Origin of the sequence: Stenotrophomonas sp. PD6, from assembly GCF_049199305.1 — a bacterium.
GTDB lineage: Bacteria > Pseudomonadota > Gammaproteobacteria > Xanthomonadales > Xanthomonadaceae > Stenotrophomonas.
The window spans coordinates 17,163-30,398 of the sequence record NZ_JBLZQD010000010.1 but is presented as its reverse complement, the minus strand read 5'-3'; the positions used below and the strand labels follow the sequence as shown (position 1 = coordinate 30,398).

15 protein-coding genes are annotated in these 13,236 nt (G+C 66.9%); 5 read left to right on the top strand and 10 right to left on the bottom strand.

Annotated features, from left to right (window positions below; all coding sequences use genetic code 11):
- Window positions 1-92: 92 nt before the first annotated feature.
- Together ACOZHM_RS14135 and ACOZHM_RS14130 are read left to right on the top strand one after the other, a co-directional pair.
- On the top strand, window positions 93-584 hold the full coding sequence (locus ACOZHM_RS14135; RefSeq protein ID WP_421569954.1) for a hypothetical protein: 492 nt from the start codon (window positions 93-95) through the stop codon (window positions 582-584).
- A 71-nt stretch (window positions 585-655) separates the two neighbouring features.
- Window positions 656-1,405: an SDR family NAD(P)-dependent oxidoreductase gene (locus ACOZHM_RS14130; protein WP_421569953.1), complete on the top strand. Its 750-nt coding sequence runs from the start codon at window positions 656-658 to the stop codon at window positions 1,403-1,405.
- On the opposite strand, the gene ACOZHM_RS14125 is transcribed toward ACOZHM_RS14130, so the two are convergent.
- The 10 genes from ACOZHM_RS14125 to ACOZHM_RS14080 all read right to left on the bottom strand — a co-directional run bounded on the left by ACOZHM_RS14125 (window position 1,406) and on the right by ACOZHM_RS14080 (window position 8,878).
- On the bottom strand, window positions 1,406-1,762 hold the full coding sequence (locus tag ACOZHM_RS14125) for a VOC family protein (protein ID WP_421569952.1): 357 nt from the start codon (window positions 1,760-1,762) through the stop codon (window positions 1,406-1,408).
- A gap of 118 nt (window positions 1,763-1,880) precedes the next feature.
- The gene (locus ACOZHM_RS14120; RefSeq protein ID WP_421569951.1) at window positions 1,881-2,768 is read right to left on the bottom strand and encodes an SPOR domain-containing protein; all 888 of its coding nucleotides are present in this window, start codon (window positions 2,766-2,768) and stop codon (window positions 1,881-1,883) included.
- An 18-nt stretch (window positions 2,769-2,786) separates the two neighbouring features.
- Window positions 2,787-4,475 (bottom strand): arginine--tRNA ligase, encoded by a 1,689-nt coding sequence (gene argS / locus ACOZHM_RS14115; protein WP_421569950.1) that lies wholly within the window; start codon window positions 4,473-4,475, stop codon window positions 2,787-2,789.
- A gap of 149 nt (window positions 4,476-4,624) precedes the next feature.
- Window positions 4,625-5,323, bottom strand: a complete 699-nt coding sequence (gene radC, locus ACOZHM_RS14110) for a RadC family protein (RefSeq protein ID WP_421569949.1) — start codon at window positions 5,321-5,323, stop codon at window positions 4,625-4,627.
- A 104-nt stretch (window positions 5,324-5,427) separates the two neighbouring features.
- Window positions 5,428-5,979, bottom strand: coding sequence for an NIF family HAD-type phosphatase (locus ACOZHM_RS14105; protein ID WP_421569948.1), 552 nt, complete (start codon window positions 5,977-5,979; stop codon window positions 5,428-5,430).
- A complete protein-coding gene (locus tag ACOZHM_RS14100; RefSeq protein WP_421569947.1) occupies window positions 5,976-6,248 on the bottom strand; it encodes a hypothetical protein in 273 nt (90 codons plus the stop codon). Before ACOZHM_RS14100 ends, ACOZHM_RS14105 begins: the two co-directional genes overlap by 4 nt.
- Before the next feature lie 111 nt (window positions 6,249-6,359).
- Complete coding sequence (locus ACOZHM_RS14095) at window positions 6,360-6,485, bottom strand: hypothetical protein (protein WP_421569946.1); 126 nt, start codon at window positions 6,483-6,485, stop codon at window positions 6,360-6,362.
- A complete protein-coding gene (locus ACOZHM_RS14090) occupies window positions 6,482-6,808 on the bottom strand; it encodes a hypothetical protein (RefSeq protein WP_421569945.1) in 327 nt (108 codons plus the stop codon). Before ACOZHM_RS14090 ends, ACOZHM_RS14095 begins: the two co-directional genes overlap by 4 nt.
- 231 nt (window positions 6,809-7,039) lie before the next feature.
- The gene (locus tag ACOZHM_RS14085) at window positions 7,040-8,314 is read right to left on the bottom strand and encodes an ankyrin repeat domain-containing protein (protein WP_421569944.1); all 1,275 of its coding nucleotides are present in this window, start codon (window positions 8,312-8,314) and stop codon (window positions 7,040-7,042) included.
- A gap of 246 nt (window positions 8,315-8,560) precedes the next feature.
- The gene (locus ACOZHM_RS14080) at window positions 8,561-8,878 is read right to left on the bottom strand and encodes a hypothetical protein (RefSeq protein ID WP_421569943.1); all 318 of its coding nucleotides are present in this window, start codon (window positions 8,876-8,878) and stop codon (window positions 8,561-8,563) included.
- A gap of 202 nt (window positions 8,879-9,080) precedes the next feature.
- Here ACOZHM_RS14080 and coaBC point away from each other — a divergent pair, with 202 nt between their 5' ends.
- The 3 genes from coaBC to ACOZHM_RS14065 are packed head-to-tail and all read left to right on the top strand — an operon-like array spanning window position 9,081 to window position 13,159.
- On the top strand, window positions 9,081-10,337 hold the full coding sequence (coaBC, locus tag ACOZHM_RS14075) for a bifunctional phosphopantothenoylcysteine decarboxylase/phosphopantothenate--cysteine ligase CoaBC (protein ID WP_421569942.1): 1,257 nt from the start codon (window positions 9,081-9,083) through the stop codon (window positions 10,335-10,337).
- A complete protein-coding gene (gene dut, locus ACOZHM_RS14070; protein WP_421569941.1) occupies window positions 10,334-10,807 on the top strand; it encodes a dUTP diphosphatase in 474 nt (157 codons plus the stop codon). Before coaBC ends, dut begins: the two co-directional genes overlap by 4 nt.
- Window positions 10,808-10,819: 12 nt before the next feature.
- Window positions 10,820-13,159 carry a phosphomannomutase/phosphoglucomutase gene (locus tag ACOZHM_RS14065; protein ID WP_421569940.1) on the top strand — a complete coding sequence of 780 codons (2,340 nt, stop codon included), beginning with the start codon at window positions 10,820-10,822 and terminating at the stop codon, window positions 13,157-13,159.
- The last annotated feature ends 77 nt before the right edge of the window (window positions 13,160-13,236 follow it).

Sequence of the window (13,236 nt, the reverse complement as noted above, 5' to 3'; positions counted from 1 at the left end):
GCACCCGCCAGGCCCGTTCCGGCTGTCATCTGGCTGCCATGAAAGTGAAGCACAGTGCGGGCCTCAGGCATCAACAGGCAGTGGAGCAGGCAATGCGCAGGTGGCAGGTTCTGGCGGGTGTGGGCATGGTCTGGCTGGCCGCAGCGGCCTCGGCCCAGGCCCCGTATGTGGCGATCGAACAGCGGGTGGACCCGCAGCAGCTGGCCGACGTGGGCCTCACCCCCGCCCAGCTGCAGACCCTGAACCGCCTGCTCCGTGAGGCCGACGCCCGTGCGCCGGCCCCCGTTGCCGCCGCGCCGGTCGCCCCGGTGCCGCTGCAGGGCGCACCGAACCCGGCCCCGATGTTTCCCGGCCTGGATGACGGTCCCATCAAGGCCAGTGTCGTTGGCGACATCAGTGGCTGGCAGCCCGGCATGGTCTTCACCCTCGACAATGGCCAGCAGTGGCAGGTGCTCAAGGGCGAAATGAAGCTCAAGACCGCGCGCAGCAACCCGCCCATCGTGGTCGTGCCGGGCATCGCCGGGCGCTGGTTCCTGCAGGTGGACGAGGACCTGCCCAAGGCGCGCGTGTTCCGCATCCGCTGAAGCCGCCAACCGGCGGCAACACGCATCGCCAGAGGGTGCGAAAATAGTCGGGATTCCCACGGAGACCCCCGATGACCCGTACCGCTCTGATTACCGGCGCCACCTCCGGCTTTGGCGCTGCCGCCGTCCATCGTTTCGCCCAGGCCGGCTGGCGGGTGATCGCCACGGGCCGTCGCGCCGAGCGGCTGCAGCCGCTGGTGGACCAGTACGGCCCCGAGCGCGTGCATGCGGCGGTGTTCGACGTGCGCGACAGCGCCGCCATGGAAGCGGCGCTGGCCGCACTGCCGGCCGGCTTCGCCGACATCGATCTGCTGGTCAACAACGCCGGCCTGGCCCAGGGCACCGCCCCGGCGCAGAGCGCTTCGCTGGACGACTGGCGCACCATGATCGACACCAACGTCACCGCGCTGGTCACGCTCACCCACCGCCTGCTGCCGCAGCTGGTGGCACGCAAGGGCGCCATCATCAACATCAGCTCGGTGGCCGGCGTGTACCCGTACCCGGGCGGCAACGCCTACGGCGGCACCAAGGCCTTCGTCAGCCAGTTCTCGCTGGGTCTGCGCTCGGACCTGCACGGCACCGGCGTGCGTGTGACCACCATTGAGCCGGGCATGGCCGAGACCGAATTCACCCTGGTCCGCACCCACGGCAACCAGGCGGCCTCGGACACGCTGTACACCGGCGCCAACCCGATGACCGCCGACGACATCGCCGAGCAGATCTTCTGGGTGGCCACCCTGCCGGCGCACCTCAACATCAACCGCCTGGAGCTGATGCCGGTCAGCCAGTCGTTCGCGGGCTTCCAGGTCGCCCGCGACTGATCACGCCGCCGACCACACCGCCAATTCGTACCCATCCGGGTCGCGGAAATGGAACCGGCGCCCACCCGGGAAATCGAACGCCGGCGTGGAGATCTCCGCGCCGGCGCGTTCAACGCGCGCCTGCGTGGCCACCAGATCATCGGCGTACAGAATCACCAGCGGCCCACCGCTTCGCACGGGCCCATCGGTGGTGAAGCCGCCGCGCAGCCGCCCGTCGTTGAACTCGGTGTAGCCGGGGCCGTAGTCCGTGAACGTCCAGCCGAACACCTCGCCGTAAAAGGTCTTGCTGCGGGCGATGTCGGAAACGTTGAATTCGATGTTGTCGATGCGGTGGTTGTTGCCGTCTGAACTGCCCATACGTGCTCCGTGCTGGGGGGATTGGAGGCCTAACGTAAAACAAAAAGCCCCGCGATGCGGGGCTTTCTGTTTGTTGGTTCGTGGCAGCCGACTAACAGTCGGCTCTACACAGTCGGCTCTACTGCGCCTTGATCGCCATCGCCTGCAACCCGGTGCCGTCCAGCTTCTGCTTGGCCTCGGCCAGCTCGCCGGCGCTGCCATACGGGCCCATGCGCACGCGGTACACGGTCTTGCCGTTGATCTGCGCCGACTCCACCCGCGCCGCCAAGCCGATCATGGCCAGCTTTGCCTTGGTCGCTTCGGCGTCGCCCGACGCACCAAACGCGCCGGCCTGCAGGATGTAACGCACGTTGCTGGCCGCCGGCTCAGCCGCCGCCGTAGCCGTTGCCGGCGGCGCAGCCGCCGCAGCGGGCTCCGGCTTCGGGGGGGCGGCAGCACTCGGCGTTGCCGCCACGGCGGCCGGCTTCGGCGCAGGGCGCTCGCTGACCGGCGCCGGCAGCGGTGCCGCCGTGCTGACCTGTGCGGTCGAAGCCACCGACGTGGACGTCGCCGCCGACGTGGACGTCGCCGCCGCTGCGGGCACCGGGCGACCTTCAAGTGCCGCCTGCGCGCGCTGCGCCTCCACCTTGGCGCGGCGCTGGTCTTCGGCGCGGGCACTGGCGGCCAGCTCCGCATCGGACATTTCCACTTCCTTGCCGGGCAGCAGGGTGTAGAAGTCGTACTGCGTCGCGGCCGGCTTGGCCGGTTCGGCAGGCTTGGCCGCCGCACCCGGCTTGGGCAGTTCCGCGCCCACGTCGGTCTCTGCGTCGCTGACCGGGGCCGGCTGCGCATTCGGGTTCGGCTGCGGGCCTACCCGCAGGAAGCCGTCGCCATCGTTCTTGAACAGGTTCGGTGCCGCCAGGAACACCACGGCCGCAATCGCCACACCGGCCACCAGCCACACCCATCCCGGCGTGCCCTGGTTGCTGTTGCGTCGTGCCTGGGTTTTGCCGCGTCGCGCTGCCATCTACTGCTTCTCCAGAACTTACATTTTTTCCGGGGCGGAAACGCCCAGGATGTTCAGACCATTGGCCAGGACCTGGCGTGCGGCACAGGCCAGCGTCAGCTTGGCATTGCGCTCGGCATCGTCAGCCACCAGCACCTGCGTGCCGTGATACCACGTGTGGAACGCGTGCGCCAATTCACGCAGGTACTGCGCGATCAGGTGCGGCTCCAGCGCCAGACCGGCCGCTTCCACCACTTCCGGGAAGCGCGACATTTCCACCATCAACCACAGCGACGCCTCGTCGCTGAGCGAGGACAGGCCAGCCAGGCCCTCGCTCGGCGCGTACGACAGGCCCTTCTCCTGGCCCTGACGCAGCAGGCTGCACACCCGGGCGTGCGCGTACTGCACGTAGAACACCGGGTTGTCGTTGCTCTGCTGGCGCGCCAGGTCGATATCGAAGGTCAGCTGCGAATCGGGCTTGCGCGCGATCAGGAACCAGCGGGTCGCATCGCGGCCGGCTTCCTCGATCAGGTCGCGCAGGGTCAGGTAGCTGCCGGCACGCTTGGACAGCTTCACTTCCTCGCCGCCGCGCATCACCGTCACCATCTGGTGCAGCACGTATTCCGGCCAGCCCTTCGGGATGCCCACGTCCAGCGCCTGCAGGCCGGCGCGCACGCGCGCCAGCGAACCGTGATGGTCCGCGCCCAGCTCGGTGATCGCGCGCTCGTAGCCGCGCTGCCACTTGCTCAGGTGGTAGGCCACGTCCGGCAGGAAGTAGGTGTAGGTGCCGTCGGACTTGCGCATCACGCGGTCCTTGTCGTCACCGAAGTCGGTCGAGCGCAGCCACAGCGCGCCGCCTTCCTCATAGGTATGGCCGGCCGCCTTGAGCTGGGCCACGGTCTCTTCAACCTTGCCATCCTTGTACAGCGAGCTTTCCAGGAAGTAGATGTCGAAATCCACCCCGAACGCGGCCAGGTCCTGGTTCTGCTCGTTGCGCAGGTAGGCAACGGCGAAGCGGCGGATCGCGTCCAGGTTGTCCGGGTCGCGCTCGCCCACCACCGAATGGCCTTCCAGCTCCACCGTGGCGCCGGACAGGTAGGCCTTGGCCACATCCTCGATGTAGTCGCCGCGGTAACCCGCTTCCGGCCAGCCGGCGTCGTCGGGCTTCAGGCCCTTGGCGCGGGCCTGGGTGGACAGGGCCAGGTTCTCGATCTGCACGCCGGCGTCGTTGTAGTAGAACTCGCGCTTGGCATTCCAGCCGTTCACTTCCAGCAGGCGCGCCAGGCAGTCGCCGATCGCCGCCGCGCGGCCGTGGCCCACGTGCAGCGGGCCGGTCGGGTTGGCAGACACGTACTCCACGCCCACGGTGCGGCCGTTGCCGCTCAGGTTGTGGCCGTAATCGGCGCCTTCCTTGAGCACGCTGGCCGCTTCACGCTGGTACGCGCTGGGGGCCAGGTGGAAATTGATGAAGCCCGGGCCGGCGATCTCAACGCGCAGCACGTCGTCGCTCTTGGGCAGCGCGTCCAGCAGCGCCTGGGCCAGGGCGCGCGGGTTGCTGCGCGCCGGCTTGGCCAGCAGCATGGCGGCATTGGTGGCGAAATCACCGTGTTCACGGGTCTTCGGGCGTTCCACCACGAATTCCGGGGTCAGGGTATCGGCCGGCAGAGTGCCGTTGGCGCGCAAGGCTTCGATGCCTTGGCTGATCAGGGCGCGGAGGAGATTTTTCACAGGGCCTGCTTGAAGACTGGAGCGGCGGAATCGGCAATTTTAGCCTAGAAGCCACCCCGATCCATTGAACCGCGGCCAAGCGGGGTGGGGGGCCGGTCCGCCAGGCGCTCCGGGCCCTGCGGGCGGGCACCTCCGCCTGACCCGCACGTTCAGCCGTCGAAGGACAATTTCGGCTTCAGCCAGCCCCGTTCAGCCATGGAGACAGGCAGGCCATCGCCCACCACCACATGGTCGAGCAGCCGCACCCCGACCAGGGTCAGGGCCTGCTGGAGCTGGGCGGTGATCTGTCTATCGGCGGCCGAGGGCTCTGCATTGCCCGACGGATGGTTGTGGCTGACGATCACTGCCGCCGCGTTGTGGAGGAGGGCGCGGCGCACCACCTCACGGGGATAGACAGTGGCCGCATCGATGGTCCCGCTGAACAGCTCCTCGTAGGCCAGCGTCCGGTTGCGGGTGTCCAGGAACAGCGCCGCGAACACCTCCTGCGGTCGCGAGCGCAGCCGCTGCTTGAAGTAGCGCCCGGCCGTGCCGGGATCGCACATGCTGTCCCCCCGCTCAAGCTGGGCCAGAAGATGGCGGCTGGCCAGCTCCAGCGCGGCCACCATCTTGCAGGCGCTGGCGGGGCCAAGGGCGGGTAGCTTCTTGAGCGTGTTGGCATCCATGTCCATCAGGCGCCGCAAGGGACCATGGAGCTCAAGCAGCTTCCGCGCGCTTTCAACCGCATTCGTCCCCTTCGGACCCTTGCAGATGAAGATCGCCAGCAGCTCCGAATCGGCCAGAGCCCCCGGACCGCGGGCCAGCAGCTTCTCGCGGGGACGGTCCTGTTCGAGCCAGTGCTTGATTGCCATTGGGGCAGTGTCGGCCCGAATGCGGGCGGCGCCCATAAGCCAGGGCCGCTCTGTCGCGTAGGAGGAAAACCCGCGGAGCGTGCAAGCGCACACCGCTGGAGGGATCAATGCTCCTTCAAGCGGTCTCGCCAGTTGCGCTTCTCCACGGCGCGAATGTTCGGTTGTGCGGAGAGCTGCTCCAGGTAGGCCGCTAGGCGGGCCAACTCGTCGTCATGCCTGTCGCCGGTGAACTCCTGAACCAGCACCAGGTTTCCATAGTTCTGGGCGTACTTGCTGGGGGTATCGTCAATGCCGATCACATGCTCCAGCTTGAACCCGCGCTTCTTGAGCTTGGCCAGTCGCTTCTGGCTGGAGTAGCCGCCGGTCTCCCAATCCCGGGCCGTGCTGCAGCGTTTCGCTGACCAGACGAACTGCACGTCGCGGCCTGGCATCAGCTGGGCGACCAGGGGTTCTGCGTACAGCTGTCCCGACGAGGTCCAGACGCCCACCTTGAACGTGGAAAAAGCGAAGTCCAGAAATGCATCGAGGTGGGGGCGCTTGTAAACGTGATACCCGGCAACGCTGAGATCGGCAGGGCGGTCAAGCTCGCGCTCACTCGCGAAGACCAGCGTCTCGTCGAGGTCAAGGACCAGTAGTTTCAAATCTTTGGAGGTCATTGTTTGGCAAGGCATTGCGCCATTGAAGTCCCCAGCACGTTGGCGAAGTCAGCGGGTGGGTTCCCGTTGTTGAACTCTGCCATCGTCTCATCGCCGTAGTGCTTGTGGATCGCATCGTACGTGCACTGGCATCGCGCCTCGCTGGTGCCGCCTTCCGCGCAGGAGCTGACAAAGGAGGTTTCGAGCCGACTTTCGTTGCGTGTGCAGGAGGAAAGCAGAAAGGCGGCTGCCATCAACAGGATGAGCGGGCGCAAGCGGTCAACATGCATTGAACAATCCATTGTCGTTGGCAGGTCTGGAGATCGAACATCCGGAAGTGTCAGGCCAAACGTGGTGGTTGCCAAGAGGGCAGGAGTGGCGCCCGGCCAAACCTCCGCGGATCACTCTTCAGACGAATGGGCTTTCCGCCGCTCGACCTCTTTGTGCGTCTGCACCATCGTCCAGGCGGCGAACCCGAGGCCTGCGAGAGAGATCACCACGGTGGCGACAATGAGGGCGGTTGTCATTGAGCATGCTCCGGATGGGTGAGATGAATGCTTGCGATCCGATTGAACAGGGAGTAGCTGATCGAAAGCGAAGTGAGAGCGATGGCAGCCACGCAGTACATGATGGCTTGCTGATCGATTGCGTCGCCTCCAATCAGGGTCAAGCAGAACAGGACGCCATGAATGGCGATGAAAAAGGCGGACATGCCGTTCTGGGTAGTTTTCCATGATCGGTCGGCGCCGACCAATTGTTCGATTTCATTGATGTTGGAGATATGGAGAACGAGTCCAAAGGCGATGAAATCCTGCGGCGCGAAGGGTTCGATGCTTCCTTGCTTGGTCACGAGCCACACAAGAAACCTGGAGAAGATCGGAAGCAATCCGACCAGGACCGTGTATGCAAGCCACTTCGTCCGTGCTGTCTGCATCTCTGGCTCCCGCTATCGACGTTGCGCTGGACTGTAGGGCGCAAAGTCTATCGTCGGGTTTTGCGCTGAAGCTCGATCACACGTCGCAGTTTGGAGAGAGCTTGTCCCCCTAAATTAGCACCTGTCAGAATCGGCACCGTTGCACAGTCAATCAGCGACAGGAAGCTTGAAGTAGCGTGCACACATCTGCCCGACCAGATCCGCGACGGCCTCTATGTCGGGCTGCGCATCGGCGGACATCGGCAGGCATATCTCTTCGCGGCACGAAAGGTCATCCCCGTCCAATTGCGCGTAGCTGATCCGCAGCGTCGCCCAGTTCAGCACATCCGGCTGCACCGTCACCACACCGCTGCGGCTGATCCAGTCCTTGGTCTTTGACAGGCGCAGGGTGCGCAGCGTGTCGCCGTAGTCGACATAGAGCCGTTGCGGCGGAATGGCCGGGTGGTTGCCGGCGGCCAGGTGCTCGAACAGCGCCTTGTTGTAGGCGCAGAACCACGCCGGCCGCTGCCACGCACTGGGGTGATTCAGCTCCTGACGTGCCTTCTCCCACGACGCGGTCTGGGCGGCGCCCTCGGGTTTCGCGTCGGTCTTGGGCGGCTTGCTGGTGCGGCCACCGGTAGCCAGCGCGGCCACGTGTGTCTCGAATGCGCTGCCCTTGAACCGTCGGACATCCGCCTTGAGCAGCGTGCCCTGTGCGGAGAGCGCTTCGGCCAGCACCACGGCCACGTCCAGGTTCCCGGCGTTCAAGGCCAGCGTCAGCGGCGTGCGTCCGCGATCATTGGCAGCCGCAGGATCCAGACCCCACTCGATAAGCAGCCGGGTGACGGCTACCGGGTCGCCCATCCGGTGCCACGTGGTGGAGAATCCACCGCGGCTGGCCTTCAGTCCATCCACGTCGCCCGCCGCATACATCAGCGCATTGGAACCGGCGGGCGTGGTAATGCGCACGTTGGCGCCGCGCTCGGCCAGGAAGCGCATCAATGGTGCGCTTCCCAGGTAAGCGGCCATGAGCACCGGTGTGTACATCTGCCGGTGGTCCATGGCTTCAATGCTGGCGCCGGCGTGCAGCAGCGCGTCGATGGCCTCGAAGATGAAGCCCATCTCGGCCGGATCCGCATCTGCATCGAACGCGGAGTTCCATACCTCTCCGCGCATGTCGCGCAGGCCAATCACGGTGCAGATCGGCGAATCCTTGGTCAGGCGCGGGTTCGCGCCGGCAGCGAGCAGCAACCGAAGTTTCTCCACCGCCCATGCAGCGGGGCTGAAGATGAAATCCCGGCAGGTGGTCGAGAGCGCTGTGGCGCCACGCCCGGCCGCCTTGTTGGGGTCCGCGCCCTTCGCCAGCAACAGGGAGATCAGCGAGACGTGCGCATCGATACGTCGCGCAATAGTCGCCTCATCTGGCCCGTCATAGTGCAGCATGCTGTTGTTGCATACCCAATACAGGGCGCGTTCGTTATGACCCAAGCGGATGCGGTCAGGGTGCACGCCGGCACGTACATGCCGTTCGATCTCCGCGAACGCGTCGTCACAGGTAAGGGGAGTGTCCAGTACTACAGGGGAAGACGAGGTGGCCACAGGCAGTTCACGGTCCTTGATCTACTGCGGGCAATGCTAACAACCGCGCTCGGCCAAGCACTGGGCAAAGTGTCAAGCGCACGCTTTGGATCAGCGGTCCAATACTTCGCCCTCTTGCGGATCAACAAGGTAGACCCTGCTCCCCGGCGGGATGTGGGCATGCGTCAGGGGGTACGGCACGGTAATGGGGAGCGATAAGGGCTCCGGCTTAGGCTGCATCCGGATCAACGCGTAGGACGCAAGGACAGTTTCCACGCGCGTCTGTGCGGGTGTAACGATGACCAAGGGCGCGCCCACCACGATGTCTGGCATCTCGTCGGTGGCCGGGATGCCCGGCAGCAGCACGTGGCCTGCGAGCTTGGGAATCTTGAGGACATCGGCCACAGTGAAAAGATAAAGGTCCGGCACCGTGCGATCCCCGATAGGTGGCGTGCCAGGCCGCGACATTGGCTGGTGGCGATCCTAGGGCCCACGAGCCCGCGGCAACAAGCTGGCGTGCGCCCGCGAGGCCCTCTCATGACGAAAAAACCTCCCCTTATTCCCCTGGCGCATGAGGCCCGTAACCCTCATCGGGTAAGCTAATCGCCTCGGTTCGACAGGAAATTCGCAGGTGGCTGACTCCCCCCAGGCTTCCCCGGCGCAGGTGCGCCCGCTGGCAGGCCAGAAGCTGTTGTTGTGCGTGGGTGGCGGCATCGCGGCCTACAAGTCGTTGGAGCTGGTGCGCCGCCTTCGCGACGCCGGGGCCCAGGTGCAGGTCGCCATGACCGCCGGGGCCCAGCAGTTCGTCACCCCGCTGAGCTTCCAGGCCCTGTCCGGCCAGCCCACCCGCACCACCCTGTGGGACAGCGCGGCCGAGCAGGCCATGGGCCACATCGAGCTGGCCCGCTGGGCCGACCGGGTCATCGTGGCCCCGGCCACGGCCGACCTGCTGGCGCGCCTGGCCAACGGCCATGCCGACGACCTGGTCACCACCCTGTGCCTGGCCACCACCGCGCCGCTCACCGTGTGCCCGGCCATGAACCACCGCATGTGGCTGCACCCGGCCACCCAGGCCAACATCGGCCTGCTGCGCCAGCGCGGCGCCCAGGTGATCGGCCCGGAGGACGGCCCGCTGGCCGAAGGCGAGTCCGGCCCCGGCCGGCTGACCGAGCCGCACGCGATCGTGGCCGCGCTGGCGGCCCTGCAGGCGCCGTCGGCCGTGCCTGCCGCCGAGCAGGAATTGAAGGGGCTGCGCGTGGTGATCAGCGCCGGTCCTACCTATGAAGACCTGGACCCGGTCCGCTATGTGGGCAACCGCAGCAGCGGCAAGATGGGCTACGCGCTGGCCGCGGCCGCCGTGCGCCAGGGCGCGCAGGTGGTGCTGGTCAGCGGCCCGGTGCACCTGGCCACGCCGGCCGGGGTGCAGCGGGTGGACGTGCGTTCGGCCGCGCAGATGCGCACTGCCGTGCTGGATGCGCTGCCGGCCGACATCTATATAGGTGCGGCGGCGGTGTCCGATTACACCCCGCGCCAGGTGGCCCCGCAGAAGCTCAAGAAGACCGCCGGCACCCAGACCCTCACGCTGGAACTGGTGCGCACCCCTGACATCCTGGCCGAAGTGGCCACCCAGACCCAGTCGCTGAAGCTGGTGGTCGGTTTTGCCGCTGAAACCCACGACGTGGAGAAATACGCGCGTGGCAAGCTGGTCGACAAGCGGCTGGATCTGGTGATCGCCAATCAGGTGGGCATCACAAACGGCGGCTTCGAAAGCGATGAGAATGCAGCTACCGCGTACTGGCAGGGCGGGGAACAGGTGTTCCCCGGCACCACCAAGGCGCTGCTGGCCGAACAACTGTTGTCCCTGATTGCCCAGAGGTTGCACGCATGACCCAAGCCCCGTCCCTGCAGTCGCTGCAGGTGAAGCTGCTCGATCCCCGTTTCGGCGACAGCTGGCCGCTGCCGGCCTATGCCACCGAAGCCAGCGCCGGGCTGGACCTGCGCGCGGCGCTGGAGACCGAGTTGACCCTGCAGCCGGGTGACACGGCGTTGATTCCCAGCGGTATCGCCATCCACATTGCCGACCCGAACCTGTGCGCGGTGGTGTTGCCGCGCTCCGGGCTGGGCCACCGCCACGGCATCGTGCTGGGCAACGGCACCGGCCTGATTGATGCCGACTACCAGGGCCCGCTGCTGATCAGCGCCTGGAACCGCGGCCGCGAGGCCTTCACGCTGCAGCCGGGCGACCGTATTGCACAGTTGGTTGTACTACCAATTGCACGCGTCGGCCTGCAGGTAGTGGATACTTTCACCGACAGCGCCAGGGGAACGGGTGGATTCGGCCATACCGGGGTGCGCTGACAGGGGGCTTCAATGAGCAAGGCAACGGCGGAAGGGCAGCCGCGACTGACAAGCAAGCGTAATGGGCTGTTGCTGGTGGGGGCGTTGACCCTGCTGGCGGTGTGGTTTGCCTGGAGCGGCGTGCGGCAGTGGCGGCAGGCCTCGGTGGGGCAGGCGCTGGAACAGTCGCGCGACCAGATCGTGGGCGGCGTGCAGGCCGCGCTCACCAGCCAGAGCACGCAGCTGCGCGCGCTGGTGAAGAGCGAGCGGGTCACTGCCGCGCTGGCCGCCGGCGACGCCGATGCCACCGCGCTGGCCGTCCGTGAAGGCTGGCCCGGCACCGAAGAGGTGCAGGTGCTCACCACCGGCCTGGACGAGGCCTACGCCGACCCGAAGGCCTTCGGCTATTCGCGCCTGGCCCTGCTGGAAGCCGCCATCGCAGGCGATACCGTGGCAACGCGCGTGGTCCGTGATGCCGGCGGCCAGCGTCTGGGCCTGGCGGTACCGGTGCAGCTGGGAACGCAGGGGCCGGCCGTCATCTATGTGCGCCAGCCGCTGCTGCGCCTGACCGGCACCTTCGACCAGGTGCGCGTGCCGTCCGACGGCTACCTGGCGCTGCGCCAAGGCGGCCACAACATCGTCGAGCAGGGCGATGCCGGGCTGTCCGAAGGGGCAGAGGGCCTGGCTCGCCCGATCGGCAAGAGCGGCCTGCGCCTGGCCGCCGCCGTGCCGGACATCGACCCGGGCCCGCTGGGCATGGGCGCCATTTCCTGTCTCATCGTGGCGGTGCTGCTGCTCGCCGTCGCCGGCATGCTGCAGTTCGGCAAGGGCCGCGTGAAGCTGCCGCGTCGCCGGGCTGCCGCCAGCGAAGGCGAAGAAGGCCCCACCCTGCGCGAAAGCCTGGTGCTGGAACCGGTGCTGGAGGCCGCACCTGCCGCCACCGGCACCGCCCCGCCGCCGCTGCCGGCCGGCGAACGCAACGAGGTGCCGGAAGGCATCTTCCGCGCTTACGACATCCGCGGCGTGATCGGCCGCGAGCTCACCCCGCAGGTAGCGGTGCTGATCGGCCAGGCCATCGGCTCGGTCCTGCAGGTGCAGGGTCTGCGCGACATCGTGGTGGGCCGTGATGGCCGCCTGTCCGGTCCGGAACTGAGCGCCAGCCTGATCGAAGGCCTGCGCCGTGCCGGCTGCGATGTCATCGATATCGGCCTGGCGCCCACCCCGGTGGTGTACTTCGCCAGCTATCACCTGCGCGCGGGCAGCTGCGTGGCGGTGACCGGCAGCCACAATCCGCCGGACTACAACGGCTTCAAGATCGTGGTGGGCGGTGAAACGCTGTCCGGCGACTCCATCACCGAGCTGTACCAGCGCATCCGCGACGGCCAGCTGCATGTGGCCGCCGAACCCGGCAGCCTGCAGCAGCGCGACGTCAACGCGGACTACATCCAGCGCATTGCCGACGACGTGCAGCTGGACCGCCCGCTCAAGGTGGTGGCCGATGCCGGCAACGGCGTGGCCGGCGAACTGGCCCAGCCGCTACTGGAGGCCATCGGCGCCGAGGTCATTCCGCTGTACTGCGACGTGGATGGGACCTTCCCCAACCACCATCCGGATCCGAGCGACCCGCACAACCTGGAAGACCTGATCCAGACCGTGAAGCGTTTCGACGCCGATATCGGCCTGGCCTTCGATGGCGACGGCGACCGCCTGGGTGTGGTCACCCGCGAAGGCAAGATCATCTATGCCGACCGCCTGTTGATGCTGTTCGCGGCCGACGTGCTGATGCGCAACCCGGGTGCGCTGGTGATCTACGACGTGAAGTGCAGCGGCAAGCTGTCCGATTACGTGCTGCGCAATGGCGGCAGCCCGATGATGTGGAAGACCGGGCATTCGTTGATCAAGGCCAAGATGCGCGAGACCGACGCCGAGCTGGCCGGTGAGATGAGCGGGCACTTCTTCTTCAAGGAGCGCTGGTTCGGGTTCGACGACGGCCTGTACGCGGCATCGCGCCTGTTGGAAATCCTCGCCCAGCGCGAGGAGACGCCGTCGGAAGTGTTCGAGGAACTGCCCGACAGCATTTCCACCCCGGAGCTGAAGGTGCCGGTGGAATCGGGCACGCCGCATGCGCTGGTGTCGTTGTTCGTGTCCTCGGCACAGGCGGAAGAGTCGCCGTTCGCCGGCGCGCGCCTGTCCACCATCGATGGCCTGCGCGCTGACTTCCCGGACGGCTGGGGCCTGCTGCGCGCTTCCAACACCACCCCGGTGCTGGTGCTGCGTTTCGAAGGCAACGACGAGGCCGCGCTGGCGCGGATCAAGACGCTGTTCCGCGAACAGCTGCAGCCGTTGCTGCCGGGCGTGGAGCTTGGGTTCTAGGCGCAAACGTAACCCGGTAGCGCCGGCCGTTGGCCGGCCCTCGGGGTAGCGGATCATGCATGGGCCGGCCAACGGCC

What these genes read in the sequence shown, in the direction of transcription:
- ACOZHM_RS14105 (WP_421569948.1), bottom strand. Translation starts at nt 5,979, where the DNA reads ATGACCTCCAAAGATTTGAAACTACTGGTCCTTGACCTCGACGAGACG.
- ACOZHM_RS14100 (WP_421569947.1), bottom strand. Translation starts at nt 6,248, where the DNA reads ATGCATGTTGACCGCTTGCGCCCGCTCATCCTGTTGATGGCAGCCGCC.
- radC (WP_421569949.1), bottom strand. Translation starts at nt 5,323, where the DNA reads ATGGCAATCAAGCACTGGCTCGAACAGGACCGTCCCCGCGAGAAGCTG.
- ACOZHM_RS14135 (WP_421569954.1), top strand. Translation starts at nt 93, where the DNA reads ATGCGCAGGTGGCAGGTTCTGGCGGGTGTGGGCATGGTCTGGCTGGCC.
- ACOZHM_RS14065 (WP_421569940.1), top strand. Translation starts at nt 10,820, where the DNA reads ATGAGCAAGGCAACGGCGGAAGGGCAGCCGCGACTGACAAGCAAGCGT.
- ACOZHM_RS14085 (WP_421569944.1), bottom strand. Translation starts at nt 8,314, where the DNA reads ATGCTGCACTATGACGGGCCAGATGAGGCGACTATTGCGCGACGTATC.
- ACOZHM_RS14130 (WP_421569953.1), top strand. Translation starts at nt 656, where the DNA reads ATGACCCGTACCGCTCTGATTACCGGCGCCACCTCCGGCTTTGGCGCT.
- ACOZHM_RS14095 (WP_421569946.1), bottom strand. Translation starts at nt 6,485, where the DNA reads ATGACAACCGCCCTCATTGTCGCCACCGTGGTGATCTCTCTCGCAGGC.
- ACOZHM_RS14125 (WP_421569952.1), bottom strand. Translation starts at nt 1,762, where the DNA reads ATGGGCAGTTCAGACGGCAACAACCACCGCATCGACAACATCGAATTC.
- ACOZHM_RS14120 (WP_421569951.1), bottom strand. Translation starts at nt 2,768, where the DNA reads ATGGCAGCGCGACGCGGCAAAACCCAGGCACGACGCAACAGCAACCAG.
- dut (WP_421569941.1), top strand. Translation starts at nt 10,334, where the DNA reads ATGACCCAAGCCCCGTCCCTGCAGTCGCTGCAGGTGAAGCTGCTCGAT.